Origin of the sequence: Paraburkholderia phenoliruptrix (assembly GCF_902859825.1) — a bacterium.
Classification (GTDB): domain Bacteria; phylum Pseudomonadota; class Gammaproteobacteria; order Burkholderiales; family Burkholderiaceae; genus Paraburkholderia; species Paraburkholderia phenoliruptrix.
In genome coordinates this window covers 65,536-88,729 of record NZ_CADIKB010000018.1, presented here as the reverse complement: position 1 = coordinate 88,729, position 23,194 = coordinate 65,536, and the positions used below count along the sequence as shown (strand labels likewise).

The 23,194-nt window shown below is 63.9% G+C and carries 24 protein-coding genes and 1 tRNA gene; 12 read left to right on the top strand and 13 right to left on the bottom strand.

Annotated features, from left to right (window positions below):
- Positions 1–120 precede the first annotated feature (120 nt).
- The 3 genes from argJ to HV711_RS18725 are packed head-to-tail and all read left to right on the top strand — an operon-like array spanning position 121 to position 2,694.
- Positions 121–1,362: a bifunctional glutamate N-acetyltransferase/amino-acid acetyltransferase ArgJ gene (argJ, locus tag HV711_RS18735; RefSeq protein ID WP_028362429.1), complete on the top strand. Its 1,242-nt coding sequence runs from the start codon at positions 121–123 to the stop codon at positions 1,360–1,362.
- A gap of 40 nt (positions 1,363–1,402) precedes the next feature.
- Complete coding sequence (locus tag HV711_RS18730; protein WP_035484326.1) at positions 1,403–2,272, top strand: ATP-binding protein; 870 nt, start codon at positions 1,403–1,405, stop codon at positions 2,270–2,272.
- Positions 2,269–2,694 carry an NUDIX domain-containing protein gene (locus HV711_RS18725; RefSeq protein WP_035484304.1) on the top strand — a complete coding sequence of 142 codons (426 nt, stop codon included), beginning with the start codon at positions 2,269–2,271 and terminating at the stop codon, positions 2,692–2,694. Before HV711_RS18730 ends, HV711_RS18725 begins: the two co-directional genes overlap by 4 nt.
- A gap of 121 nt (positions 2,695–2,815) precedes the next feature.
- Here the strand turns inward: HV711_RS18725 and yacG are convergent, their stop codons facing one another.
- The 9 genes from yacG to HV711_RS18680 form a co-directional block, all read right to left on the bottom strand.
- Positions 2,816–3,013, bottom strand: a complete 198-nt coding sequence (yacG, locus tag HV711_RS18720; RefSeq protein ID WP_082201575.1) for a DNA gyrase inhibitor YacG — start codon at positions 3,011–3,013, stop codon at positions 2,816–2,818.
- A gap of 128 nt (positions 3,014–3,141) precedes the next feature.
- On the bottom strand, positions 3,142–3,897 hold the full coding sequence (gene zapD, locus HV711_RS18715) for a cell division protein ZapD (protein ID WP_013589679.1): 756 nt from the start codon (positions 3,895–3,897) through the stop codon (positions 3,142–3,144).
- Between the two features lie 274 nt (positions 3,898–4,171).
- Positions 4,172–4,774 (bottom strand): dephospho-CoA kinase, encoded by a 603-nt coding sequence (coaE, locus tag HV711_RS18710; RefSeq protein ID WP_035484302.1) that lies wholly within the window; start codon positions 4,772–4,774, stop codon positions 4,172–4,174.
- A 3-nt stretch (positions 4,775–4,777) separates the two neighbouring features.
- Positions 4,778–5,731, bottom strand: coding sequence for a prepilin peptidase (locus HV711_RS18705; RefSeq protein ID WP_035484300.1), 954 nt, complete (start codon positions 5,729–5,731; stop codon positions 4,778–4,780).
- A 27-nt stretch (positions 5,732–5,758) separates the two neighbouring features.
- Positions 5,759–6,988, bottom strand: coding sequence for a type II secretion system F family protein (locus HV711_RS18700; RefSeq protein ID WP_035484297.1), 1,230 nt, complete (start codon positions 6,986–6,988; stop codon positions 5,759–5,761).
- Entirely contained in the window at positions 6,985–8,277 is a 1,293-nt protein-coding gene (locus HV711_RS18695; RefSeq protein WP_035484296.1) for a GspE/PulE family protein, read from the bottom strand. Before HV711_RS18695 ends, HV711_RS18700 begins: the two co-directional genes overlap by 4 nt.
- Before the next feature lie 216 nt (positions 8,278–8,493).
- Positions 8,494–9,792, bottom strand: coding sequence for an HlyC/CorC family transporter (locus HV711_RS18690; RefSeq protein WP_013589674.1), 1,299 nt, complete (start codon positions 9,790–9,792; stop codon positions 8,494–8,496).
- A gap of 196 nt (positions 9,793–9,988) precedes the next feature.
- Positions 9,989–10,065: transfer RNA gene (locus tag HV711_RS18685), tRNA-Pro, on the bottom strand.
- A gap of 48 nt (positions 10,066–10,113) precedes the next feature.
- Entirely contained in the window at positions 10,114–11,106 is a 993-nt protein-coding gene (locus HV711_RS18680) for a polyprenyl synthetase family protein (RefSeq protein WP_013340559.1), read from the bottom strand.
- Between the two features lie 193 nt (positions 11,107–11,299).
- On the opposite strand from HV711_RS18680, the gene rplU reads away from it, so the two are divergent.
- From rplU to proB, 4 genes are all read left to right on the top strand, one after another.
- A complete protein-coding gene (rplU, locus tag HV711_RS18675) occupies positions 11,300–11,611 on the top strand; it encodes a 50S ribosomal protein L21 (protein ID WP_007180329.1) in 312 nt (103 codons plus the stop codon).
- Positions 11,612–11,636: 25 nt separating this feature from the next.
- Positions 11,637–11,900 (top strand): 50S ribosomal protein L27, encoded by a 264-nt coding sequence (gene rpmA, locus HV711_RS18670; protein WP_013589673.1) that lies wholly within the window; start codon positions 11,637–11,639, stop codon positions 11,898–11,900.
- A 227-nt stretch (positions 11,901–12,127) separates the two neighbouring features.
- Positions 12,128–13,249 (top strand): Obg family GTPase CgtA, encoded by a 1,122-nt coding sequence (gene cgtA / locus HV711_RS18665; protein ID WP_013589672.1) that lies wholly within the window; start codon positions 12,128–12,130, stop codon positions 13,247–13,249.
- Positions 13,250–13,317: 68 nt separating this feature from the next.
- Positions 13,318–14,436, top strand: coding sequence for a glutamate 5-kinase (gene proB / locus HV711_RS18660; RefSeq protein ID WP_013589671.1), 1,119 nt, complete (start codon positions 13,318–13,320; stop codon positions 14,434–14,436).
- 144 nt (positions 14,437–14,580) lie between these two features.
- Here the strand turns inward: proB and HV711_RS18655 are convergent, their stop codons facing one another.
- Positions 14,581–15,138, bottom strand: a complete 558-nt coding sequence (locus tag HV711_RS18655; protein ID WP_013589670.1) for a CNP1-like family protein — start codon at positions 15,136–15,138, stop codon at positions 14,581–14,583.
- Between the two features lie 84 nt (positions 15,139–15,222).
- Complete coding sequence (locus HV711_RS18650; protein WP_013589669.1) at positions 15,223–15,972, bottom strand: RNA pyrophosphohydrolase; 750 nt, start codon at positions 15,970–15,972, stop codon at positions 15,223–15,225.
- A gap of 296 nt (positions 15,973–16,268) precedes the next feature.
- Here HV711_RS18650 and HV711_RS18645 point away from each other — a divergent pair, with 296 nt between their 5' ends.
- Positions 16,269–18,005, top strand: coding sequence for a proline--tRNA ligase (locus tag HV711_RS18645; RefSeq protein WP_035484293.1), 1,737 nt, complete (start codon positions 16,269–16,271; stop codon positions 18,003–18,005).
- Positions 18,006–18,017: 12 nt separating this feature from the next.
- Positions 18,018–18,617 carry a MarC family protein gene (locus tag HV711_RS18640; protein WP_015003791.1) on the top strand — a complete coding sequence of 200 codons (600 nt, stop codon included), beginning with the start codon at positions 18,018–18,020 and terminating at the stop codon, positions 18,615–18,617.
- Positions 18,618–18,740: 123 nt separating this feature from the next.
- Here HV711_RS18640 and HV711_RS18635 read toward each other — a convergent pair whose 3' ends face one another.
- Together HV711_RS18635 and ffh are read right to left on the bottom strand one after the other, a co-directional pair.
- The gene (locus HV711_RS18635) at positions 18,741–19,292 is read right to left on the bottom strand and encodes a hypoxanthine-guanine phosphoribosyltransferase (RefSeq protein WP_013589666.1); all 552 of its coding nucleotides are present in this window, start codon (positions 19,290–19,292) and stop codon (positions 18,741–18,743) included.
- A gap of 121 nt (positions 19,293–19,413) precedes the next feature.
- Positions 19,414–20,781: a signal recognition particle protein gene (gene ffh / locus HV711_RS18630; protein ID WP_035484291.1), complete on the bottom strand. Its 1,368-nt coding sequence runs from the start codon at positions 20,779–20,781 to the stop codon at positions 19,414–19,416.
- An 80-nt stretch (positions 20,782–20,861) separates the two neighbouring features.
- Between ffh and HV711_RS18625 the strand changes: the two genes are divergently transcribed.
- Genes HV711_RS18625 through ampD form a run of 3 tightly spaced genes read left to right on the top strand, consistent with a single transcriptional unit; the run spans position 20,862 to position 22,735 of the window.
- A complete protein-coding gene (locus HV711_RS18625; protein ID WP_028362442.1) occupies positions 20,862–21,809 on the top strand; it encodes a cytochrome C assembly family protein in 948 nt (315 codons plus the stop codon).
- Between the two features lie 9 nt (positions 21,810–21,818).
- Positions 21,819–22,142 carry a PP0621 family protein gene (locus HV711_RS18620; protein WP_028362443.1) on the top strand — a complete coding sequence of 108 codons (324 nt, stop codon included), beginning with the start codon at positions 21,819–21,821 and terminating at the stop codon, positions 22,140–22,142.
- Positions 22,139–22,735, top strand: a complete 597-nt coding sequence (gene ampD / locus HV711_RS18615; protein ID WP_013589662.1) for a 1,6-anhydro-N-acetylmuramyl-L-alanine amidase AmpD — start codon at positions 22,139–22,141, stop codon at positions 22,733–22,735. Before HV711_RS18620 ends, ampD begins: the two co-directional genes overlap by 4 nt.
- Positions 22,736–23,194: the final 459 nt, after the last annotated feature.

Sequence of the window (23,194 nt, the reverse complement as noted above, 5' to 3'; positions counted from 1 at the left end):
GTCTCTTTTGCACCGTGTGGTGTTGTTGATTGCGCGGTGGTGCGGCACCCTCCCCGAGCCACCAGTTCCGTTTTCCTTTATGCCGGCGCCCGCCGGCATTTTCTTCGACAGGTCGCGACCATGGCTGTCAATTTCCCCTCGATCGATCCCGCTCAACTGCATCCCGTGGCCGGCGTCACGCTCGGCTGGGCGGAGGCGAACATTCGCAAGCCGAACCGCAAGGACGTGCTGGTGATTTCCGTCGACGAAAGCGCGACGGTCGGCGGCGTCTTCACGCAGAACCGGTTCTGCGCGGCGCCCGTCACCGTCTGCCGCGAGAATCTCGCGCGCGTGCGCGGCGGCGGCAAGCCGATTCGCGCGCTGGTGATCAACACCGGGAATGCAAACGCGGGCACCGGCGACCCGGGCCTCGCGCATGCGCGGGAAACCTGCGCTGAACTCGCGCGTCTGGCGGATATTGCGCCCGAGCAGGTGCTGCCGTTTTCGACGGGCGTGATTCTCGAGCCCCTGCCGGTCGATCGCCTGAAAGCCGGCCTGCCGGCCGCGCTCGCGAACCGCAAGGAAGCCAACTGGTACGACGCCGCGCAGGCGATCATGACCACCGACACGCTGCCGAAAGCGGCCTCGCGTCAGGTCACGATCGAGGGGCACACGGTTACGCTCACGGGCATCAGCAAGGGCGCCGGCATGATCAAGCCGAACATGGCCACCATGCTCGGCTTCCTTGCATTCGACGCAGCCGTCGCACAGCCGGTGCTCGACGCGCTCGTCAAACACGTGGCAGACCGCTCGTTCAACTGCATCACGATCGACGGCGACACGTCGACCAACGACTCCTTCATTCTGATCGCGTCGGGCAAATCGAGCCTGCCGGCCATCACCTCCACCGACTCGCCCGCCTACGCCGCGTTGCGCGATGCGGTGACTGAAGTCGCGCAAACGCTCGCGCAACTGATCGTGCGCGACGGCGAAGGCGCGACCAAATTCATGACGGTTCATGTGGAAGGCGGTTCGAGCGTCGGCGAATGCCGCCAGATCGCCTATGCGATCGGCCACTCTCCGCTCGTGAAGACGGCCTTCTACGCATCGGACCCGAACCTCGGCCGCATTCTGGCGGCCATCGGCTATGCCGGCATCGACGATCTCGACGTCGGCAAAATCGATCTGTATCTGGACGACGTGCTGGTCGCGACGGCCGGCGGCCGCAACCCGGCGTACCGCGAAGAAGACGGCCAGCGCGTCATGAAGAAGAGCGAGATCGGCATTCGCGTCGTGCTCGGTCGCGGCAATGCGCAAGCCACGATCTGGACTTGCGACCTGTCGCACGACTACGTGAGCATCAACGCCGACTACCGCTCGTAACCCGGTTCATCACGCGGCCTTTCGGCCGCTCATCATGGTCATGGACAAACTCGAACAGTTTCTGACGCGAGCCGAAGCCGTGCTCGTCCGCCTGGAGGCGATGCTTCCGCCCGCCGCGCCTGACATCGACTGGTCGGCGGCGGTCGCATTCCGCTGGCGCAAGCGCCAGGGGCGCGGCTACCTTCAGGCAGTGCCGGCCATTTCTGAGATCAAGCTCGACGACCTGCAAAACATCGACCGCCAAAAAGCGCTGATCGAGCAGAACACGCGCCAATTCGTCCACAAGCTGCCGGCGAACAATGTGCTGCTGACGGGCGCGCGCGGCACCGGCAAGTCGTCGCTGATCAAGGCCTGCCTGAACGCCTACGCGAAAGACGGGCTGCGTCTCATCGAAGTGGACAAGGACGATTTGCACGACCTCGGCGACATCGTCGAGCTGATCGCGCAGCGTCCGGAGCGCTTCGTGGTGTTCTGCGACGACCTCTCGTTCGAAGACGGCGAGTCGGGCTACAAGGCGCTGAAAGTCGCGCTGGACGGCTCGGTCGCCGCGCAGTCAGACAACGTGCTCATTTACGCGACCTCCAACCGGCGCCATCTGCTGCCTGAGTATATGAGCGATAACGAGACGTACAAGCACACGTCCGACGGTGAGATTCATCCCGGTGAGTTGGTGGAAGAGAAGATCTCGCTGTCAGAACGTTTCGGGCTGTGGGTCAGCTTTTATCCGTTTAAGCAGGACGACTACCTGTCGATCATCGCGCACTGGTTGCGCCATTTCGGCTGCACCGACGCGGAAGTCGAGGCGGCGCGCGGCGAGGCGCTCGTCTGGGCGCTGGAGCGCGGGTCGCGTTCGGGACGTGTCGCGTGGCAGTTCGCGCGCGATTGGTCCGGCAGGAAATCACAGGCATGAGCGACGCTCAGAAGAACGCGGCGGGCCGGCCCGTCACCGAGGTTGCCGTTGGCGTGCTCGTGCAGCCCGATGGCCGCTATCTGCTCGCGCAACGTCCCGCAGGTAAGCCGTACGAGGGCTACTGGGAGTTTCCCGGCGGCAAGCTGGAAGCGGGCGAATCGGTCGAGGCGGCGCTCGCGCGCGAGTTGCACGAGGAACTCGGTATCGACGTCAAAGCGTGCCACTTGTGGCACACGCTCGAACACGACTATCCGCACGCTTATGTGCGGCTTTATTTCTGCAAGGTGACGCAGTGGACCGGCAAGCCGCACGGCCGCGAAGGCCAGGCGTTTGTCTGGCAGGCGTTGCCCGCCGACGTTTCGCCGCTGCTGCCGGCCACGATTCCCGTGCTCGAATGGCTCGCGGCGGAACAGGCTGCATAGGGAAAGTGCACGGACGTCGGAGGGTCGATTGACCCCCGCTGAGAGAGTCACCACGCGACGCCGTTTTTCGCGCGGTTATTCCGAGGCGCTTCGACGCAGGTGGAACAGCGCGCGCCGTCGATCAATGCGGGTTGTAATCCCCGCCAGGCGTCTCGTCCGACGGTGCGTCCTGATCGGTCCCGCCGATCTTGTACTTCTCGGCGGCCCAGGCGCCGAGATCGATCTGTTTGCAGCGTTCTGAGCAGAACGGGCGGAATCGATTTTCAGGTGTCCAGCGGACGTCCTTTCCGCAAGTGGGGCATTTGACGACGGTTGGCATACGGTCAGGCAGACATGGCAGATGGAACAAGTAACGAATATAAGGCCATTTCTCGCCGCTTCAAAGGCGCGGCAGAGTAAAGCCGCCGGATCTGTTCGAATCTATCTGACAGTCGGGACGGGCCTGGCCTACAGGCTGCAGAGCGTAAGCTGAAAGGGCACGTCGACATCCACCGCGCGCGGACGCAGATCGCCGTCCTGCACCGTGAAGCGCACCCACAGCATGTACTTGTTGGCGCTGGCCTCGGGAATCACGCGCAATTCGGGCGCGACCCGTACCTGCATCAATTGATAGGAGCGGCCCGACAGCATTTGCTGATAGCTGCCCGCCATGGCCATGACTTTCGACGCCTGACCCGACTCGCGTGCGAGCCTCAGTACGATAGTTGCGGCGTCGCGCAGCGGAAGCAGCGGCGTGACCCATTTGGCGATGTCCTGACGGCGCTGGTCGGGATGAAGTTGCTGCCACGCATAATAGGACGGCAGGTCGAACTTGCAGGTGCCGCCCGGAATGATGGCGCGGCTGCGGATGCTGGCAAGCCATTCGTTTTCTGCGAGATGCTGGCCGGTTTTGCCTTGCATTTGCGAGAGGCCCGCGAGGGTCTGCTCGATTTCGCCGAGCACGACTTCGAGCGCGTTCTGCTCGATGCCCGGATTGCCCCGAAACGGCGCGAGCGTTTGCCGCTGCCGCTCGAGTTCCTTCATCAGATCCGACTTGAGATCCGCGCGACCCGCTACCTCTGAAATCTCGAACAGCGTGGTCAGTGCGACGTGGTGTTCCCTGGCGTCTTCCTGCGTCAGGAAGAACGTGAAGCGCTCGAACAGATCTTCGAGGCGCAATAGCGTCCGGATTCGCTCGTTGAAGGGGTACTCGTAAAGGATCAAGCGGGCTCGCCTCGGGCGTGGTCGGTGACGGGAATGCAGGACATTCTAATGCCGTGGGACTACCCTAGCAATCGCGCGCGTTTTGCGCGTGCTTTGGCAAAGTTTTTCGCGTGTTTTCGGCGGTTTTCAGCCGGTTCGGCATGCGGAAAGTGCCGAAGTTCAACGATTCGCGCCAACCGGTGACGCACCGCAAGCGCTGTTTTTGTCTAACGGCCTGCGCACGGCGTTCCCCGCGCGCTTGCAGTGTGTGGCCGACTGTTTCCGATGCCGCCGATCAGGCCGCCGCCAGCGCCAGGTACGTGCGATGCTGCGCGTCGACCTGCGCCGTCAGCGCCGCAAGCGGCGCGTCGTCGTTCACGATAACGTCGTCCGCGGCGGCAAGGCGCGCTTCGCGAGTCGCCTGACGCGCGATGATCGCAAGCACCTGGTCGCGGCTGAAACCGTTGCGGATCATTACACGGGAGATTTGCGTTTCCACACTGCAATCCACGGCAAGCACGCGATTTACCCTGTTTTTCCAACTGCCCGACTCGACGAGCAGCGGCACCACGACGATCACATAGGGTCCCTCCGCCTCGCGCTGCTCGCGCTCGGTTTCCACGCGAATCAACGGATGCGTGATGTTTTCGAGGCGCTTGCGCGCGGCGTCGTCGCTGAAGACGAGGGCGCGCATGCGGGCGCGGTCGAGCGAGCCGTCGGCGGCGACGAAAGCATGGCCGAATTCGGCGGCGATCTGCGGCATCGCCATTCCTTGCGGAGCCGTGATGCGATGCGCGATCAGGTCTGTGTCGACGATCGGCACGCCGTGCGCCGCGAACAGGTCCGCCACCGTCGATTTGCCGCTGCCGATGCCGCCGGTCAATCCCACAACGAACATGCTTCAGCCTCCGAGAGCCAGGTAGAGCGGTGTGCCGAGAAACAGGGTGAGGGCGCCGCCCGCTGCCAGAAACGGCCCGAAGGGCAGCGGCTCTTCAAAGCGCATCCGGCCACGCCAGGTTGCTGCGAGCCCGACGACCGCGCCTGCCACGGCGGCGACCAGCACGATCTGCGGCAGCGCCGCCCAGCCAAGCCACGCGCCCAGCGCGGCCAGCAGCTTGAAGTCGCCGTAACCCATTCCGTCGATACCTCGTACCAGCCGGAACAGCCAATGCACGGCCCATAGCACCAGATAGCCGAAGATAGCGCCGAGCACCGCGTCGTGCAGGCTCGCGAAGACCCCGTTGAAGTTGACGACGATGCCGGCCCACAAGAGCGGCAGCGTCATGGAGTCGGGAAGCAGATGCGTGTCCATGTCGATGATGCTCATCGCCAACAATGCCGCGCACAGCCCGAACGCGGCAAGCGCGGCGAGTGTCGGGCCAAAGAGCGCGAGCGCGGCCGCCGCGAGTGCCGCACTCGCGACCTCGACCACCGGGTAACGCAGGCTCACGTGCGCCTTGCATTCGGAGCAGCGCCCGCGCAGCAGCAGGTAGCTCAGCACCGGCACGTTCTCCCACGCGCGCAGCACGTGCCCGCAGTGAGGACAGGCGCTGCGCGGCACCCACAGGTTGTAGCGCGTAGGCAGGCTGTCTTCTTCGAAAGGTTCGTCGGTCGCCTCGCTGACTTCCAGACGCCATGCGCGTTCGAGCATGATCGGCAGCCTGTGGACGACCACGTTCAGGAAGCTGCCGATTGCGAGCCCGAACACGATTGCAAAGGCGAACTGCCAACCGGCGGGCAGGCTGCCGAATGCCTCGCCGGGAACGGCTGCGAAATGCGCCGGAAGCAGGTTCGAAAATGCGCCCGAAAGCAGGCTGGATGAAGTGTCTGACACGAGTGAATAAGCTGCCTGCATGGATAAACGATGGGTTCGGCTGCGATGCTACACCACGTTGCCGAGTTGAATAATGGGAAGATACATGGCGACGACGAGACCGCCGACGAGCGCTCCCAACACAATGATGACGAGCGGTTCACCGAGGCTCGCCAGCGCGCCGATCTTTTCGTCGACCTGACGATCGGCCAATGAGGCCACGTCGAGCAGCATCGAGTCGATTGCTCCGGACTCCTCGGCAACCGCGATCGGCTGCACCACCTCGGGCGGAAAGCAGCGCGCCGCCCGCATAGCCGCAGCGAGCCGTTCTCCGCGGCGCAGCCGGGCCGCGATGTCGACGGTGGCATGGTCGAAAAACGCATTGCCGGTGGCGTGAGTGAGCGAGTCGAAGGCATCGGCGAGCGGCGTGCCGGCCGACAGCAAGGTGCCGAGCGCGCGGCTCCAGCGCGCAGAGCACAGCGTGGCGAGCAGCGTTCCGGCGACGGGTATTTTCAGCGATAGGCGGGCGAAGCGGATGCGTGCCGCTTCGGAGCGCCGCAGGAGAAACGTCACTATCGAGGTCGTCGCGACGATGACCGCAATGGCCGGAACGCTCCATCGCGCCACGCCGGACGACAGCGCGAGGACGAACTGCGTGGGCGCGGGCAGGCGGGCGCCGAAGCCGTCGAAGATCTGTTTGAAAGTCGGTACGACCCAGACCAGCAACGCAGCGGTAATCGCGAGAGCCAGCAGCAAAATCGCGAGCGGATAGGTCAACGCCGCGCGCACTTTCGAACGCTGGGCGGCGGCGCGTTCGCGGTCGTCGGCGATTCGGGCGAGAACTCCGGCGAGGGCGCCCGCCGCCTCGCCGACCTCGACGAGCTGGCAATACAGCGCATTGAACTGCGCCGGATGCCGCTGCAACGCAGCCGAAAACCGCAGGCCGGCCGTGATGTCGCGCGCCAGCGTGCCGACGATGCGCGGCATGCCCATGCGACGCGAGCCTGGCGCCTGCGCCAGCAGATCGAGCGCGGGCGCGAGCGGCAAGCCGGCGCGCAGAAGACTGGCGAGCTGGCGTGTGAACAACGTGACCTCGGCGGCATTGGCGCTTGGGCGCGGGGCGGGACCTTCGGCCTTCAGATCGACCACGAACAGCTTGTCGCGCTGGAGGAGCGCCCGAGCCGTGCCTGCATCCGGCGCAATGAGTGCGCCGGTTTTGCGGCCGCCGTCCGCATCGACACCGCGCCATCGGAAGCGAATATCTGCAGGCCTTAGCGGGCTTGCGGTCGGCGTGTTCACGCGACCTCCGTCGCCGCGAGTGCCTCGGCGAGACTCGTTGTGCCGTCGCGCACGCGGGCCAACGCGGCATCGCGCAGCGTGCGGACGCCTTCGCTCTGCGCCTGTCGCGCGAGCTCATGCGTGCTTGCGCGGGCGACGATCAGCTCACGCATGGCGTCAGATACCGGCATCACCTGATGGATGCCGACGCGGCCTCGATAACCGATGCCGTGGCATGCCGCGCAGCCCTTCGCCGCATACGGCTGCCAGCCGTCGAGCCGATGGTCGGCGAACCCCGCGGCTTCTAACGCTGCCGCCGAATGCGGCGCGGGCGCCCGGCACGCCTCGCACAGCCGCCGCACCAGCCGCTGCGCGGTCACCATGCGCAACGCGGCAGCAAGGTTGTACGGTTCGACGCCGATGTCGATCAGACGCGCGACGGCGGCCGGGGCGTCGTTCGTATGCAAAGTCGAGAGAACCAGGTGGCCGGTTTGCGCGGCTTTCACGGCGACGTCGGCGGTCTCGTCGTCGCGGATTTCGCCGACCATGACGACATCCGGGTCTTGGCGCAAGAACGCGCGCAACGCGACCGCAAAGGTCAGCCCGGCCTTCTCGCGCACGCTGACCTGATTGATGCCGGCCAGCTGGATTTCCGCCGGATCTTCCACCGAACAGAGATTGCGCGATTCGCTGTTGAGCAGATTCAGAAAGCAGTACAGTGAGAGAGTCTTGCCGCTGCCAGTCGGCCCTGTGACAAGCACGAGGCCATGCGGCGCGCGGATGGCCGCATCGACGGTTTGCCGTTGGCGGGCGTCGAGGCCGAGCGAGTCGAGCGAAAGGTCGGTTGGCAGAGCGTCGAGCCGGCGCAGCACCAGCTTTTCGCCGAACAGCGTGGGCAGGGAATTGACGCGGTAGTCCTCGATCCGTCCCGGCGAGGTCGCGATCCGCAGCCGGCCGTCTTGCGGTATGCGGCGCTCCGCGATGTCCATCCGCGCCAGCACCTTTACACGGGTGATGAAGGCGTCCCGCAGGTGAGCCGGCGGCGGCGCCAATTCGTGCAACACGCCGTCGATGCGCAGCCGCACCCGCCAGCTGTTTTCTGACGGCTCGATGTGAAGATCCGACGCGCTGCGGCGAGTCGCCTCACGCAGCGTGTCGGTCAGCAGACGCACGGCGGGGGCGTTATCAGGATCGTTGAGTGTGGCCGCGCCTGAATCGGCGGCGAACGCGCTGGGCTTGCCGCGGGAGGTGCTGTCGCCGTCGGCCGCGAGCGGCCGCAGCGGCGCCGCAGATTGAAAAGAAGCTTGCATGAAAAGCCGGCGATGCGCCGCCTGTAGAACACGACGGCTCCAGTTTCCGCCAAGGCGCGTCTGAATGACATTCGGCCATTCGGCTAATGGCGCGTGCCGCAGACTTATGCGATGCTGGGCGTGCCCGTCGGGGAAGCGAACGGCACGCCGGGTTGGATGGCGGCGAAGATCTGAACGAGACGTGAAGGGGTAGCGGCTCGACAGCGCGCGAGCCCGCTAACCGAGCAGCGCCTTGGCGCTCTTCGCACGCGCCGGCGGTCTGAACAGCTTCACCGTGCGGATTGCCTGGTCGTCGCTGCGCATCACCTCGATCTTGACGTCGCGGATCTGCACGCACACGTCGCCGTCGGGAATGTCTTCGAGAATTTCGAGGATTAGGCCGTTGAGTGTTTTGGGCCCGTCTGTCGGGAGCGTGAGCTGAAGCCAGCGGTTCAATTCGCGCAGCGGCATGCTGCCCGCGACGATGCATTCGCCCTGCTCGTTCCAGCCGCCGCGCGAACTGGCGCCGCGCGGAATGGACGTGGTGAATTCGCCGATCAGTTCCTCGATGATGTCTTCCGGCGTGACGAGCCCCTGCAATTCGCCGTATTCGTTGACGACGAGCGCGATGCGATGGCGGCTTTCCTGGAAGTACTGCAGTTGCTGGAACACCGGCGTGCCGGTCGGCACGAAGTAGGGCTCGGTGAGCAGCTCGCGCAGCGTCTCGCGCTCCAGTTCCTGGTTGTGCAGCGCCGCCAGCGTCTTACGAACGTGGAGCACGCCCAGCACGCGGTCGATGTCGCCCTGGTAGACGATCAGCTTGTTGTGATAACAGGTTTCGAGCTGATGAAGGATCTGTTCGAACGGCGCGTCGAAGTCGAGCGCCTCGATACGGCGGCGCGGGATCATCACGTCGTCCACGGAAATGTTTTCCAGGTCGAACAGATTCAGCAGGATGCTGCGGTGCTTGGTCGGCATGAAGCTGCCGGACTCGAGCACGATGGTGCGCAGCTCCTCGGTGGAAAGGCGCTGGTCGCGCGCGCCCTGGGTGTTGATGTGCAGGACGCGCAAGATGCCGGTGGCAAAGAGATTGACGAACCAGACGAGCGGTCGGGCGGCGCGCATCATCGGCGCGATCAGCAGGCTCGCGGGCAGCGCGATCTTCTCGGGGAAGGTGGCGCCCACGATTTTCGGCGTGATTTCGGCAAACACGATGATCAGGAACGCGACGATACCCGTCGCGATAGACAGCACCACGTTGTTGCGTCCAAAGGTGTGCAACGCGATGGACGTGGTCAGCACCGGAATGATGGTGTTGAACAGGTTGTTGCCGATCAGCACGACGCTCAGCAGCTGGTCTGTGTGCGCGAGCAGGCCCTGCGTGGTCTTGGCGCCGAGCGCGTTCTTGCTGGCAAGGTGCTTCAGGCGATGGCGGTTGAGCGCCATCATCGCCGTTTCGGAAATCGAGAAGAAGCTCGAGCAGACAAGCAGCAGGAAGACGGCGCCAATCTGCGCCCATAAGGGAAGTTGTTCCACGCGTCGTGAAGAATAGAGGGAGGAAGGATGGAGAGAATATAGCAGAGGGGGCAGTGCAAGCCGCCAGCGGCGCCGCGCCCGGCTTCCCTCTTGACGCGCACCGCGTTCGGCGCGCTGACGACAATGCGCCGCAAAAAACAAAAAACCGCCGAGCAAGCTGGGCGGTTTTTCGAGCCTTGCGCTAACAAGGCAAATCTGGTCGGGGTGAGAGGATTCGAACCTCCGGCCTCTACGTCCCGAACGTAGCGCTCTACCAGGCTAAGCTACACCCCGAAATGTACTGCGGACCCGTTTCAGACTAAACCGGCGCTTCCGTCTCGTCTAAGACTGTCTCGCCGTCGAGTAAGAACATAATTCTAGCAGGCTTTCTTTGTAAATGGAATCAGGAAACGAAGAAATTGCTGCGGCCGCTGCCTGAGCCTCCTGTTTCGCGCATTCGAGCGTGTGGTCGAGCGCGCCCGAGCGCGTGATGGCCTCGAAAATCGTGTCGAAACGATCTGTGCCGCCTTGTTCGATAGCCTCGCGAGCGAGTGCCGACTGCTCGGGCGTGCCGCGCTCGATCAGATAGATGAGCGGCAGCGTGGGCTTGCCCTCGCGCAGGTCGTCGCCGGCATTTTTACCCATGGACTCTGCCGTGCCCGTGTAGTCGAGCCAGTCGTCCATGATCTGGAAGGCCGTGCCGATGCGCCGCCCGAACTCCGCGGCGGCCGCTTCGGTGCGGGCGTCTGCGCCGGCCAGCACCGCACCCAGCTGGGCGGCGGCCTCGAACAGCTTGGCCGTCTTGTAGCGGATCACCTGCATGTAGCGCGCTTCGTCCACGTCCGCGTCGTGCATGTTCAGCAACTGCAGGACTTCGCCTTCGGAGATGATGTTGGTGGCTTCCGACAGAATCTCCATCACGCGCATCTTGCCGACACCCACCATCATCTGGAACGAGCGCGAATAGAGGAAGTCGCCGACGAGCACGCTCGCCGCGTTGCCGAACAGCGCGTTGGCCGTCTGGCGGCCGCGCCGCAGGTCGGATTCGTCGACCACGTCGTCGTGCAGCAGCGTGGCGGTGTGGATGAATTCGACGACCGCCGCCAGTTCGTGCCGGTGCCCCGTGGTTTCTCCGAGCGCGCCGGCCACCAGCAGAAGCAGCGCGGGCCGCAGCCGCTTGCCGCCGGCACTGATGATGTACTCGGAGATCTGATTGATCAGCATCACCTCGGACGCAAGACGGTGCCGGATGACGCGATTCACCTGCTGCATGTCTTCGGCGATCGGAGCAAGCAGGCTGGCGGCGTTGGAGGAGGGGGTGGCAGTCGACGACATGATGGCTGAATTGGGTAGTGCCGCGAATTATAAGGCGAATCGCGGTGATTCCGGGTCGCGGACTGCCGCGCGGCGCACGCGGGACGCCGTCAGGCGGCGCTCAATGAGTTTTGACCGAGCAGCTAACTCTATGTATAATCACGGGTTTCCGCGCGCGGTGCGCGGGAAAAATGAACACAGAGTGAGGTTCTCAATGTACGCGGTCATAAAAACCGGTGGCAAGCAGTATAAAGTTGCCGTCGGCGAAAAACTTAAAGTAGAACAGATACCGGCAGACATTGACGCTGAAATCACGCTCGACCAGGTTCTCGCAGTGGGCGAAGGCGAATCGATTAAGTTCGGTACGCCGCTGGTCAGTGGGGCTTCCGTCAAGGCTACCGTCGTGTCGCAAGGTCGTCACGCGAAAGTGACCATCTTCAAGATGCGTCGCCGGAAGCACTACCAGAAGCATGGCGGCCACCGCCAGAACTATACCGAACTGCGCATCGACGCGATCAACGCGTAAGCGCACCGGTTAAGGAGCAAATCAAATGGCACACAAAAAGGCAGGCGGATCGTCCCGGAACGGCCGCGACTCCGAATCGAAGCGACTTGGCGTGAAAGTGTACGGCGGTCAGGCTATCAACGCTGGCGGCATCATTGTTCGTCAACGTGGCACGCGCATGCACGCGGGTGAAAACGTCGGTATCGGCAAGGATCACACCCTGTTCGCGCTGACGGACGGCCACGTCCAGTTCTCGACGAAAGGCGCCGCGAAGAAGCACACGGTCAGCGTTGTCCCGGCAGCAGCCTGAGTTTAATCAGGCACGGGCTTCAGGACCGGAAAAGGCCCCGCGAAGTTAGCGGGGCTTTTTTTATTGCAGCAAGCGCCGGTCGCGCCGCGCATTCGGACATCGTCCTATGCCGTTCGGTCGATTGATCATCGCGCGGCGGGCGCGGCAAAATAGCAGTTTGAAGCAGGATCCAGCAACACCAGATCTGGCAGCACCATCTGGCGGTACACCACGGGACGGAGTTACGCATGAAGTTCATTGACGAAGCGAGGATTGAAGTCATCGCCGGCGACGGAGGGGATGGCAGCGCGTCGATGCGCCGCGAGAAATTCGTTCCGTTCGGCGGGCCGGATGGCGGGGACGGCGGGCGGGGCGGCAGCGTGATCGCGGTAGCAGACCGCAACATCAACACGCTGATCGACTACCGGTACGCGAAAAAGCATCAGGCGCGCAACGGCGAGAACGGCCGCGGCTCGGATTGCTACGGCAAGGGCGGCGACGACATCACGCTGCGCATGCCGGTCGGCACCACGATCACCGACATGGAAACCGGCGAGCTCATTGCCGATCTGACCGAGCACAACCAGAGCGTGCAGATCGCGCAGGGCGGCGCGGGGGGGCTCGGCAACCTCCATTTCAAATCCAGCACCAACCGCGCGCCGCGCCAGAAGACGGACGGCAAGCCGGGGGAGCGCCGCATGGTGCGCCTCGAGCTGAAGGTGCTGGCTGACGTGGGCCTGCTCGGCATGCCGAACGCGGGCAAATCGACATTCATTTCGTCGGTATCGAATGCCAGGCCGAAAATCGCCGACTACCCGTTTACCACGCTGGCGCCGAATCTCGGCGTGGTGCGCGTGGGGCCGAGCCGCAGCTTCGTGATCGCCGACATTCCGGGCCTGATCGAAGGCGCAGCCGAAGGCGCGGGGCTCGGTCACCAGTTCCTGCGCCACCTGCAGCGCACGGGGCTGCTGCTGCATATCGTCGACCTGGCCCCGTTCGACGAATCGGTCGATCCGGTCGCGGAGGCCAAGGCGATTGTCAACGAGCTGCGCAAGTACGACGAGCAGTTGTATCAGAAGCCGCGCTGGCTCGTGCTCAACAAGCTGGACATGGTGCCTGAGGACGAGCGCGAAGCGCGCGTCTCGGCCTTTCTCGAAGGCTTCGGGTGGGACGGTCCTGTTTTCGAGATATCGGCGCTGACCGGTCAGGGTTGCGAGAGCCTTTGCTATGCGGTGTATGACCACATCGCGGCGCATTCGGACGCGCAGCGCGCAGCCGAGGCGGAAGATCTCGCCGCTGACGTGCGCTTTCGCGACAAGCCCGATGCGAAGGCCGCCGCGGGCGAGTCCAGCGTCGATCCGCAGGACTAAACAACCGGAGCGTCGGCGCTCGAGCGGCGCCGGCGCGCGTCAGGCGTCATCTTGGGAGACAGCGCACAATGCGTTCCGTCATCGCAGATTCACGGCGATTGGTAGTCAAAGTCGGCTCGAGCCTCGTCACTAACGACGGTCGCGGCCTCGATCATGCGGCCATTGGTCGCTGGGCTGCGCAGATTGCCGCTTTGCGCGCGCAAGGCAAGGAAGTGGTGCTGGTGAGTTCGGGCGCCATCGCGGAAGGCATGCAGCGGCTCGGCTGGACCAAGCGGCCGCGAGAGATCGACGAATTGCAGGCCGCCGCGGCTGTCGGTCAAATGGGCCTCGCGCAGGTCTACGAGAGCCGCTTCGCCGAGCATTCCATTCAGACCGCGCAAATCCTGCTGACTCATGCCGACCTCGCGGACCGGGAGCGCTATCTGAATGCGCGCTCCACGTTGCTGACGCTGCTGCGGCTCGGCGTGGTGCCCATCATCAATGAGAACGACACCGTCGTGACCGACGAGATCAAGTTCGGCGACAACGACACGTTGGGCGCGCTGGTGGCGAACCTGATTGAGGGCGACGCGCTCATCATCCTCACCGATCAGCAAGGCCTTTTCACCGCCGATCCGCGGAAAGATCCGAATGCAACGCTGGTCCAGCAGGCGGATGCCGGCGCGCCGGATCTCGAAGCCATGGCCGGCGGCGCGGGCTCCAGCCTGGGCCGCGGCGGCATGCTGACGAAGATTCTGGCGGCCAAACGCGCCGCGCACAGCGGGGCTAATACGGTGATCGCGAGCGGCCGCGAAGCAGACGTGCTATCGCGCCTTGCGTCCGGGGAGGCGATCGGCACGCAGCTGATCGCACGCACCGCGCGCATGGCCGCGCGCAAGCAGTGGATGGCCGATCACCTGCAGGTGCGCGGCCACGTGGTAATCGACGACGGCGCCGTCGAGAAACTGACCGCCGGCGGCAAGAGTTTGCTGCCAATCGGCATTGTGGGCGTGCAGGGCGCGTTTGCCCGCGGCGAGGTCATTGCCTGCCTCGACGCGACCGGCCGCGAGGTGGCGCGCGGCCTCACCAACTACAGTAGTGCGGAAACCAAGCTGATCCAGCGGCGTCCGAGCGGCGAGATCGAAACGGTGCTCGGCTATATGCTGGAGCCCGAGCTGATTCATCGCGACAATCTGGTGCTGGTTTGATCTGCTCACCGGTTTCCGGTCGGCACGTCTGGTTAGCACGCTGAGCCGAGCCTCGAGCCGAGCCTCCAGATGCACATAAAAAAGCCGTTCCGGTTGGTACCGGAACGGCTTTTTGCTGGGAGAACCGTCAGCAGTTCAATGTGATCAATGAACCAGAGACGTTGCCGTGCGCTTATAGCGGATGTTCTCGATAATCGACTTCGCGCTGCCCGTAGGGAGCTTGTTGGCGCATAGGTAATCCTGATACAGCGCCGCGTGATAAGCGTTCAGCGTGCCGTTTTCAATGCGGGTGAAGTCGTTGGCGACCGTTCTGTCCCACCCGTCGTGATCCGAATTCAGGCCGGCATAGAGGCGCCATTCGTAGGTGTCGCAGCGAATGCCTTCATAGTTCACATTGCGCGCGCCGCTCGGACTCGTGACCACCACGGTGTAGCGCACCACGCCGTCGGAACCCACGCTCAACGAGTTGCGATCTATCGCGAAATGCAACGGCGTATTGCCCGACACCTCGAACGGAAGCAGGTTGGATTCCTGCGGCAACGGCGGCAACGTGTCGACTTTGTTTTCCACCCAGTTCGTGGGTCGGTCGAGCAGGTAGGTGAACGCGCTGTCGTCCTTGTTGGTGGGTTTGCCGGCGCTCGAACAGCCAGCCAGCAGGGCGCCGGTGGCGACGCACGCCACGACGAGAGCAAGTGCTTTCAATATGATTTCCTCAAAAAACGGGCGCGGCTCCCGGATTCCGGGGGCCGCGCCCGCATGGACGGCACGAGACGCCGCTCAGAACAATCAACTGCGCGCGCCGTGGCGAAGGAGCGAGCCCCCAGCCTCGCGAGCCGATTCGTTTTCGAGCTCGGACGCGGTGCCGGTCTGATCCGCTGAACCGACACGCTCGCCGCAGTCGGCCGCGCCCGTTGTGTGAACCGACGTTTCGAGTCTGACCGACGTGACCGACGTGACCGAGGTCACCGTCATCACCGTGGAATCCGGCGGACTTTCCATTGACGACGCTATCCGCGGATAGCGCGGGCCATGGTGACCGCCCGTTTTTTCCGTACGCGGCGCAGTCCGGCGCATGAAACGGGATAGCTCCGTCAGCGCCAACTGATACACATCCCGCTTGAACTCGATCACACAGTCGAGCGGCACCCAATATTCGTTCCAGCGCCAGGCATCGAACTCCGGGTGGTCGGTGGCGCGCAAGCAGATGTCGCAATCGCGCCCCACCATTCGGAGCAAAAACCAGATTTGCTTCTGGCCGCGGTAATGACCGCGTACCTCGCGCTTGATGAACTTGTCAGGCACCTCGTAACGCAACCAGTCGCGCGTGCGACCAATCACCTTGACGTGCTCAGGAAGCAGACCGGTTTCTTCGTGTAACTCCCGATACATCGCTTGCACGGGGGTCTCACCGTACTTGATGCCCCCTTGCGGAAACTGCCAGGAATGTTCACGGAGCCGTTTGCCCCAAAACACCTCGTTGTGCGCGTTCAAGAGGATGATGCCGACGTTCGGGCGAAAGCCTTCACGATCCAGCATACAACCACCTTCGAATCCTTTAAAATTGCTTTGATTATAAACAGATAACGGCCCTCACGCACCGATTCGCACCAGAATGGAACGATTCGCCGCAAATGGCCTGCATTTGGGGTAGCCTGTCAAGTTTCCCGTGCGTCATCCCTTGCGTGCAAGGCCTTGCGCGGCGGCGACGGCTCCGTAATGGCGGCGCCGCGCAGTGCGGCGCGGGGCAGGGCTTTGGCGCCCAAGCCGTGTCGATTTCCTGTTTTCACCCTTTCGGGCGGTCCCTCCGGAGCCGCCGCTTTTGGAAAATCTGAATGAAAGCTTCCCGTTTCTTTATCGGCACCCTGAAAGAAGCTCCGGCGGACGCCGAGATCGTCAGCCATAAACTGATGGTGCGCGCCGGCATGATCCGCCGCGTCGCCGGCGGCATCTACAACTATCTGCCGATCGGCCTGCGCTCTATCCGCAAGGTGGAAGCCATCGTGCGCGAGGAAATGAACCGGGCAGGCGCGATCGAATTGCTGATGCCGGCCGTGCAGCCGGCCGAGCTGTGGCAGGAGTCGGGCCGTTGGGAGAAATACGGCCCCGAATTGCTGCGCTTTAAGGACCGCAAACAATCCGACTTCGTGATCGGACCCACGCACGAAGAAGTGGTGACGGACATCGCGCGCGGTCAGATCAAGAGCTACCGTCAGTTGCCGGTCAACTTCTATCAGATCCAGACCAAGTTCCGCGACGAAATCCGCCCGCGTTTCGGCGTGATGCGCGGCCGCGAGTTCATCATGAAAGACGCCTACTCGTTCGACAAGGACGCGGCGGGCCTGCGCGAGTCGTATCGCAAGATGTACGACGCGTATGTGCGCATTTTCACCCGCCTCGGTCTCGATTTTCGCGCGGTGGCGGCGGACAACGGCTCGATCGGCGGCAGCGGCTCGCATGAGTTCCACGTGATCGCCGAAACGGGCGAGGACGCCATCGCCTATTGCCCGACCTCCGATTTCGCGGCAAACGTGGAAGCAGCCGAAGCGCTGCCGCTCTACGCCGAGCGCGCGGCCCCGGCCGAGGAACTGAAAAAGACGCCCACGCCGGGCAAGGCAAAGTGCGAGGCCGTCGCCGAATATCTGAACATTCCGCTCGAGCGCACCATCAAGTCGATCGTGCTCGCCACCGAAAACGAAGGCGCCGAACCGACCATCTGGTTGCTGATGCTGCGCGGCGATCACGATCTAAACGAGATCAAGGCGAGCAAGCTGCCGGGCCTCGCCGAATTCCGCATGGCGACCGAGGCCGAGATTATCGAAACTTTCGGCACGCCGCCGGGCTATCTCGGGCCGCTCAACACGAAGAAGCCGGTCAAGGTGGTCGCGGACCGCACCGTCGCGAACATGAGCGACTTCGTGGTGGGCTCGAACGAAGTGGATTATCACACCACCGGCGTCAACTGGGGCCGCGATCTGCCGGAGCCGGTCGTGGCGGATATCCGCAACGTGAAGAAGGGCGATCCGTCGCCGGACGGCAAGGGCGTGCTCGACATCTGCCGGGGCATTGAAGTGGGCCACGTGTTCCAGCTCGGCACCAAGTATTCGGAAGCGATGAACGCGACCTGCCTCGACGAAAACGGCAAGCCGCAGCCTATGGAAATGGGCTGCTACGGCGTCGGCATCACGCGCATTCTGGGCGCGGCGATCGAACAGAATTTCGACGAGAAGGGCATCATCTGGCCGGAATCGATTGCGCCTTTCGAAGTCGTGCTGTGCCCGATGGGCTACGACCGCAGCGAAGCCGTCCGCGAGCAGGCCGACAAGCTGTACGCGGAACTGGTGGATGCGGGCATCGACGTGATTCTGGACGATCGAGGCGAGCGCCCGGGCGTCATGTTCGCCGACTGGGAACTGATCGGCGTGCCGCATCGTCTCGTGATCGGCGACCGCGGCCTGAAGGAAGGCAAGCTCGAATATCAGGGCCGCCGCGACGCCGAAGCCACCCTGCTGCCGGTCGACGAAGCCGCGCAAGCGGTCATCGCGAAGGTTCGCGCGGCGCTCGCGCGCTAAGCGGAGCGGACGGTGGAGTACACCTTCCTGTCCGCGACCGTCCTGCTGATTCTGATCACCGACCCGCTCGGCAACATTCCGCTCTTCATCAGCTGTCTGCGCGGTGTGTCGCCGAAGCGGCGCACCGCCGTGATTCTGCGCGAGGTCGCGATCGCGTTTGCGATCCTGCTGCTGTTCATGGTGCTCGGCGACGGCTTTCTGCGCATGATGAGCCTCACGGACCAGTCATTGCGCATCGGCGGCGGCATCGTGCTGTTTCTGATCGCGTTGCGTATGGTGTTTCCGCATCCCGACGGCCCGTTCGGCGGAGACACGCGCGGCGGCGAGCCGCTCATCGTGCCGCTCGCCATTCCGGCGCTCGCCGGGCCGTCGGCGCTCGCAACGGTGATGCTGCTGACGTCGCAGGCGCCCGGCAAGATGTTCGAGTGGATCGGCGCGCTGACGGTCACGATGATCGTCTGCGCCGTGGTCCTGATGCTGGCCGAGCGCATTCAGGCGTGGCTTGGCGAGCGCACCATGATGGCGTTCGAGCGCCTGATGGGGCTCGTGCTGGTCGCGATTTCGGTGGAGATGATGCTAGGCGGTATTCGCGCGTTCGTGCATCAACTGTGAAGCGGGCACGCTGTTGCTTCGGCGCCGCTTCGCGCCATTCGCGGCGCAAATGAAAAAGCGGCCCGGCGGGCCGCTTTTTTTCTGCTTCGCTTGCTACAGGCTACCGGCCCACGCCGGGACTCATCAAGCGCCTTCAGTCAGCGCCCGAATAGTCGGCAGGTTGCGCCAGTAACCCTTGGCGTCCATACCGCAGCCGAACACGTAGCGGTCCGGCACTTCGAAGCCGCAGAAGTCGGGGCGCAGCGGCTTCGCCTTCGGAATGATCTTCTCGCACAGCACAGCGCTCAGGAAGCGCTTGGCGCCCATTGCGAGAATGCGGTCGCGGATCGCGGCCATCGTCTCGCCTTCGTCGAGAATGTCGTCGAGCACGAGCACCACGCGATCCTTCACCGACTCCGCCGGCGCCACGCGCCATTGCATCTCGTTGCCGCCCTTGGTGGTGTTGCGGTAGCGGGTCAGGTGGATGTAGTCGAACTCGAGCGGGAAGTCGAGATGCGGCAGCAGCATGCCGGTAAACACCGCCGCGCCGCCCATGACCGAAAGCACGAGCGGGAAGTCCTCGCTCATTTCGGCACGGATGGCGGCCGCCATGCCGCTGATCGACGCGTTCACCTCGTCGGCCGAAACGATTTCTTCGGAGTGGCTGAAAATATGGAGAGCTTCTTCGCGGTTCATGACATGTGACGGGCGGTAACTGTATACATAGTGTGAGCGGGAGTGCTCACAACCCATTCTTCTTTCGAGACGGCCGCTGGCGTTTGCGTAAACACCTTGCGCGCCGCCGTCTTGCTAAAGCTTAGCGCATGCCGGGCAACATGCCCTTCATGCCGCGCATCATCTTTTGCAGATTGCCGCCCTTCAGCTTTTTCATCATGGTGCGCATCTGGTCGTACTGGTTGAGCATGCGGTTGACTTCCTGCACCTGCACGCCCGCGCCCGCGGCGATGCGGCGCTTGCGCGTCGCCTTGATGAGATCCGGCTTGGCGCGCTCGAGCGGCGTCATGGAGTTGATGATGCCTTCCATGCGGCGCATCTGCTTTTCGGCCTGGCTCATGTCGGCGCCGGCCGCCGCCTGCTGGAACTGCGCGGGCAGCTTGTCCATCAGCGACGACAGGCCGCCCATGCCCTTCATTTGCGTGAGCTGCGCGCGGAAATCGTTCAGGTCGAAGTCGCCGCCTTTCTTGACCTTGTCGGCGAGTTTTTGCGCGGCCTGGACGTCCACGCCGCGTTGCGCTTCTTCGACGAGGGCGAGAATGTCGCCCATGCCCAGAATCCGGTTGGCCATCCGGTCCGGATAGAAAACCTCCAGCCCGTCCAGCTTTTCGGCGACGCCGACGAACTTGATTGGCTTGCCCGTCACGTGGCGCACGGAAAGCGCGGCGCCGCCGCGCGAGTCGCCGTCGAGCTTGGTGAGCACGACGCCGGTGAGCGGCAGCGCGTCGCTAAATGCCTTCGCCGTGTTGACCGCGTCCTGGCCGAGCATCGCGTCCACGACAAAGAGCGTTTCGGCCGGCTTCAGCGTGCTGTGCAGCGCGGCGATTTCCTGCATCATCGCCTCGTCGATACCGAGACGGCCGGCCGTGTCGACGAGCAGCACGTCGTGATAATGGCGCTTCGCCCAATCCACGGCGGCACGCGCGATGTCAACGGGTTTCTGATCCGGCTCAGACGGGAAGAAGTCCCCGCCGACCTGCTCGGTCACCGTCTTCAACTGCGCGATAGCAGCGGGGCGGTAGACGTCGCACGAAACGGTCAGCACCTTCTTCTTGTACTTCTCGCGCAGCAGCTTGGCGAGCTTGCCGACCGTGGTCGTTTTACCCGCGCCTTGCAGACCCGCCATCAGAATCACGGCCGGCGGCGTGACGGCGAGATTCAGCTCCGAGGCCTTGCCCTCATAGTCACCGCCGATGACCGCCGTCAGCTCGCGCTGCACGACGCCGACGAGCGCCTGGCCCGGCGACAGGCTGCTGATGACTTCCTCGCCGAGCGCCTTCTCCTTGACCTTTGCGATGAACTCGCGCACGACGGGCAACGCCACGTCCGCTTCGAGCAGCGCGAGACGCACTTCGCGCAGCATTTCCTGGGTGTTCGCCTCAGTGAGCCGGGCTTCGCCGCGCAGCGTCTTGACGACGCGCGCCATCCGTTGAGTCAGATTGTCGAGCATGGGGAGCGATGAACAGTGCGGCCCGGGCGGGCGCGAAGCGGAAGACGTCGCGGAGCAGGGGCCTAGTGTAAACTTCGAATATGGATATTGTACTGTATGCCCTCACCGCGCTCCTCTATGGCGGACTCGCCGTGGCCGGCTGGCGCTCGCACCGGCACGCCGGATCGCGCCCCATGCTGGAGAGCATGCCGCCGCTGCCGGCCGCCGCCATGACGGCCGGCCATGCGCAGCCGGGGCTGGCCGGCGCCGCGGCTTCCGGCATGGGCTCGTCGGGCCGCGCGCTGTTGTTCGTGGCGCTCCTCGCGCACGGCGTGCTGCTGCACACCACGATCTTTCCGCAGAATGCGATGGTGTTCGGTTTCGCCTTCGCGCTCTCGGCCATGTTCTGGCTCGGCGCCGGCATCTACTGGATAGAAAGCTTTTTCTTTCCGCTCGACGGGCTGCGGCTACTCGTATTGCCGCTCGCCTGCGTCGCCTCGCTTTTGCCGCTTGCGTTCAACGGCGTGCGCGTGCTGCCGTATTCGGCCGCCCCCTTGTTCAAGCTGCACTTTCTGATCGCCAACATTGCCTATGGACTGTTCGCTATCGCGGCGCTGCATGCCGTCCTGATGCTGCTCGTCGAGCGACGTCTGCATGCCATGCGCGGCGGCCTCGCACAGCGTCACGTCGCCGCAGCCGGCAATGGCTGGCTTTCCAGTTGGCTCGACACGCTGCCGCCGCTGCTCACGCTGGAGAAGCTGCTGTTCCGTCTGATCGGCGCGGGCTTCGTGCTGCTTACGCTCACGCTCGTGTCGGGCATTCTGTTCAGCGAGCAACTGGTCGACCGGGCGCTTAGCCTCGACCACAAGACCGTGTTCGCCATTCTTTCGTGGGTGATGTTCGGCGCGCTGCTGACCGCGCGCAAGATCTCAGGCTGGCGCGGCCGTGCCGCATTGCGCTGGGTGCTGGCGTCGTTCGTCGCGCTGCTGCTGGCTTATGTCGGCAGCCGTTTTGTTTTCGAGGTGCTGCTGCACCGTGCCGTAGTGTGAGCGTGTTCCATGCGACAAATCTTTTTGCTGATCCTGCTGTTCATCGTCGGCCAATGGCTTGTGAAGGCGCTGCGCCGTCATGACGCGCACACGGCGCAACGTACCGGCGCGGATGGCGCACGCGGGGCGGCCGACAAGGCCGATTACCGCAACGGCGGCAACGGCGCGGCACGTCCCGCCACGCCGCAACTCGCCGAGCCGATGATCCGCTGCGTCGAGTGCGGCGTGCATGCGCCGAAGAGCGATTCCATCGTCGTCGCTGGAGAGGCGTTCTGCAGCGCCGCGCATGCGCAGCGCCACGGCGCACGACCCACGGGCCGCGAGGCCCGATGAGCGTCGCATTCACCGTCGACGCAGACGGTTGGGTCCCGCAAGCACGCAAACTGCCCTCGCCGAATGTCGAGGCACGGCCGCAAGGCGCGGTGCCCACGCTGATTGTCGTGCACAACATCAGCTTGCCGCCTGACGAATTCGGCGGCACGGCCATCGCCGAACTCTTCCTCAATACGCTCGACTGCAACGCTCACCCGTACTACGACGCGCATCTGCGCGGCGTGCGCGTGTCGGCGCATTTCGTGATTCACCGCAACGGCGCGCTCGAACAGTTCGTGTCGTGCAACGAGCGTGCGTGGCACGCCGGGCCGTCCAATTTTTTCGGACGCGAGCGCTGCAATGATTTCTCCATCGGCATCGAGCTTGAGGGTAGCGACACGACCGCGTTCGAGGCGGCGCAATACGACACGCTGAGCGCGCTCGTCACCGCGCTCCTCTCGCGCTATCCGATCGAGGCACTCGCGGGGCACGCCGATATTGCGCCCGGCCGCAAGACCGATCCAGGACCTCACTTCGAGTGGGCGCGCCTGCAATCCGACACCGCGCTCGCGGATCGGTATTTCCCCTATCTCAAGTTTTCTAAAACGCCGTAAAGCCCCTTCGCGCGAACTTGCGTGATGCGAGGAGAACGAGGCGCAGCCTTGTTCTCCGGGGAGGCGGCTTCGCGTCGCGCGAGCCAAAAGTCAAGACGTCGGAAGCAAATAAAACGATTTGATCTGTCTTGAAAGTCCACTATACTTGGTGCCACACATTCAGTTACGCACTAGATATTGTGTGTCCTGTGTATAACTGTGTGAATAACCGAGTGCATAACTGCGTGCACAAGTCTGCGGCGCCCCGCTCCCGGAGCATGGCGCCGCAAGCATTCCAGGCAGCGAAAAAATTCCTGCGGCGCGCCGGTCAAGACCAACCGGCGGCAACCAGAATGCATCAGGAAAGGGGCTGAGAGTGATCGCGACCACTACGAAGAAGACCGTTACGAATTCGAATCAGGCTTCATCGCAGTCGCATCCCGCCAGCCGCCAAGGCCGGTCTTTTTCCTGCACCTCATC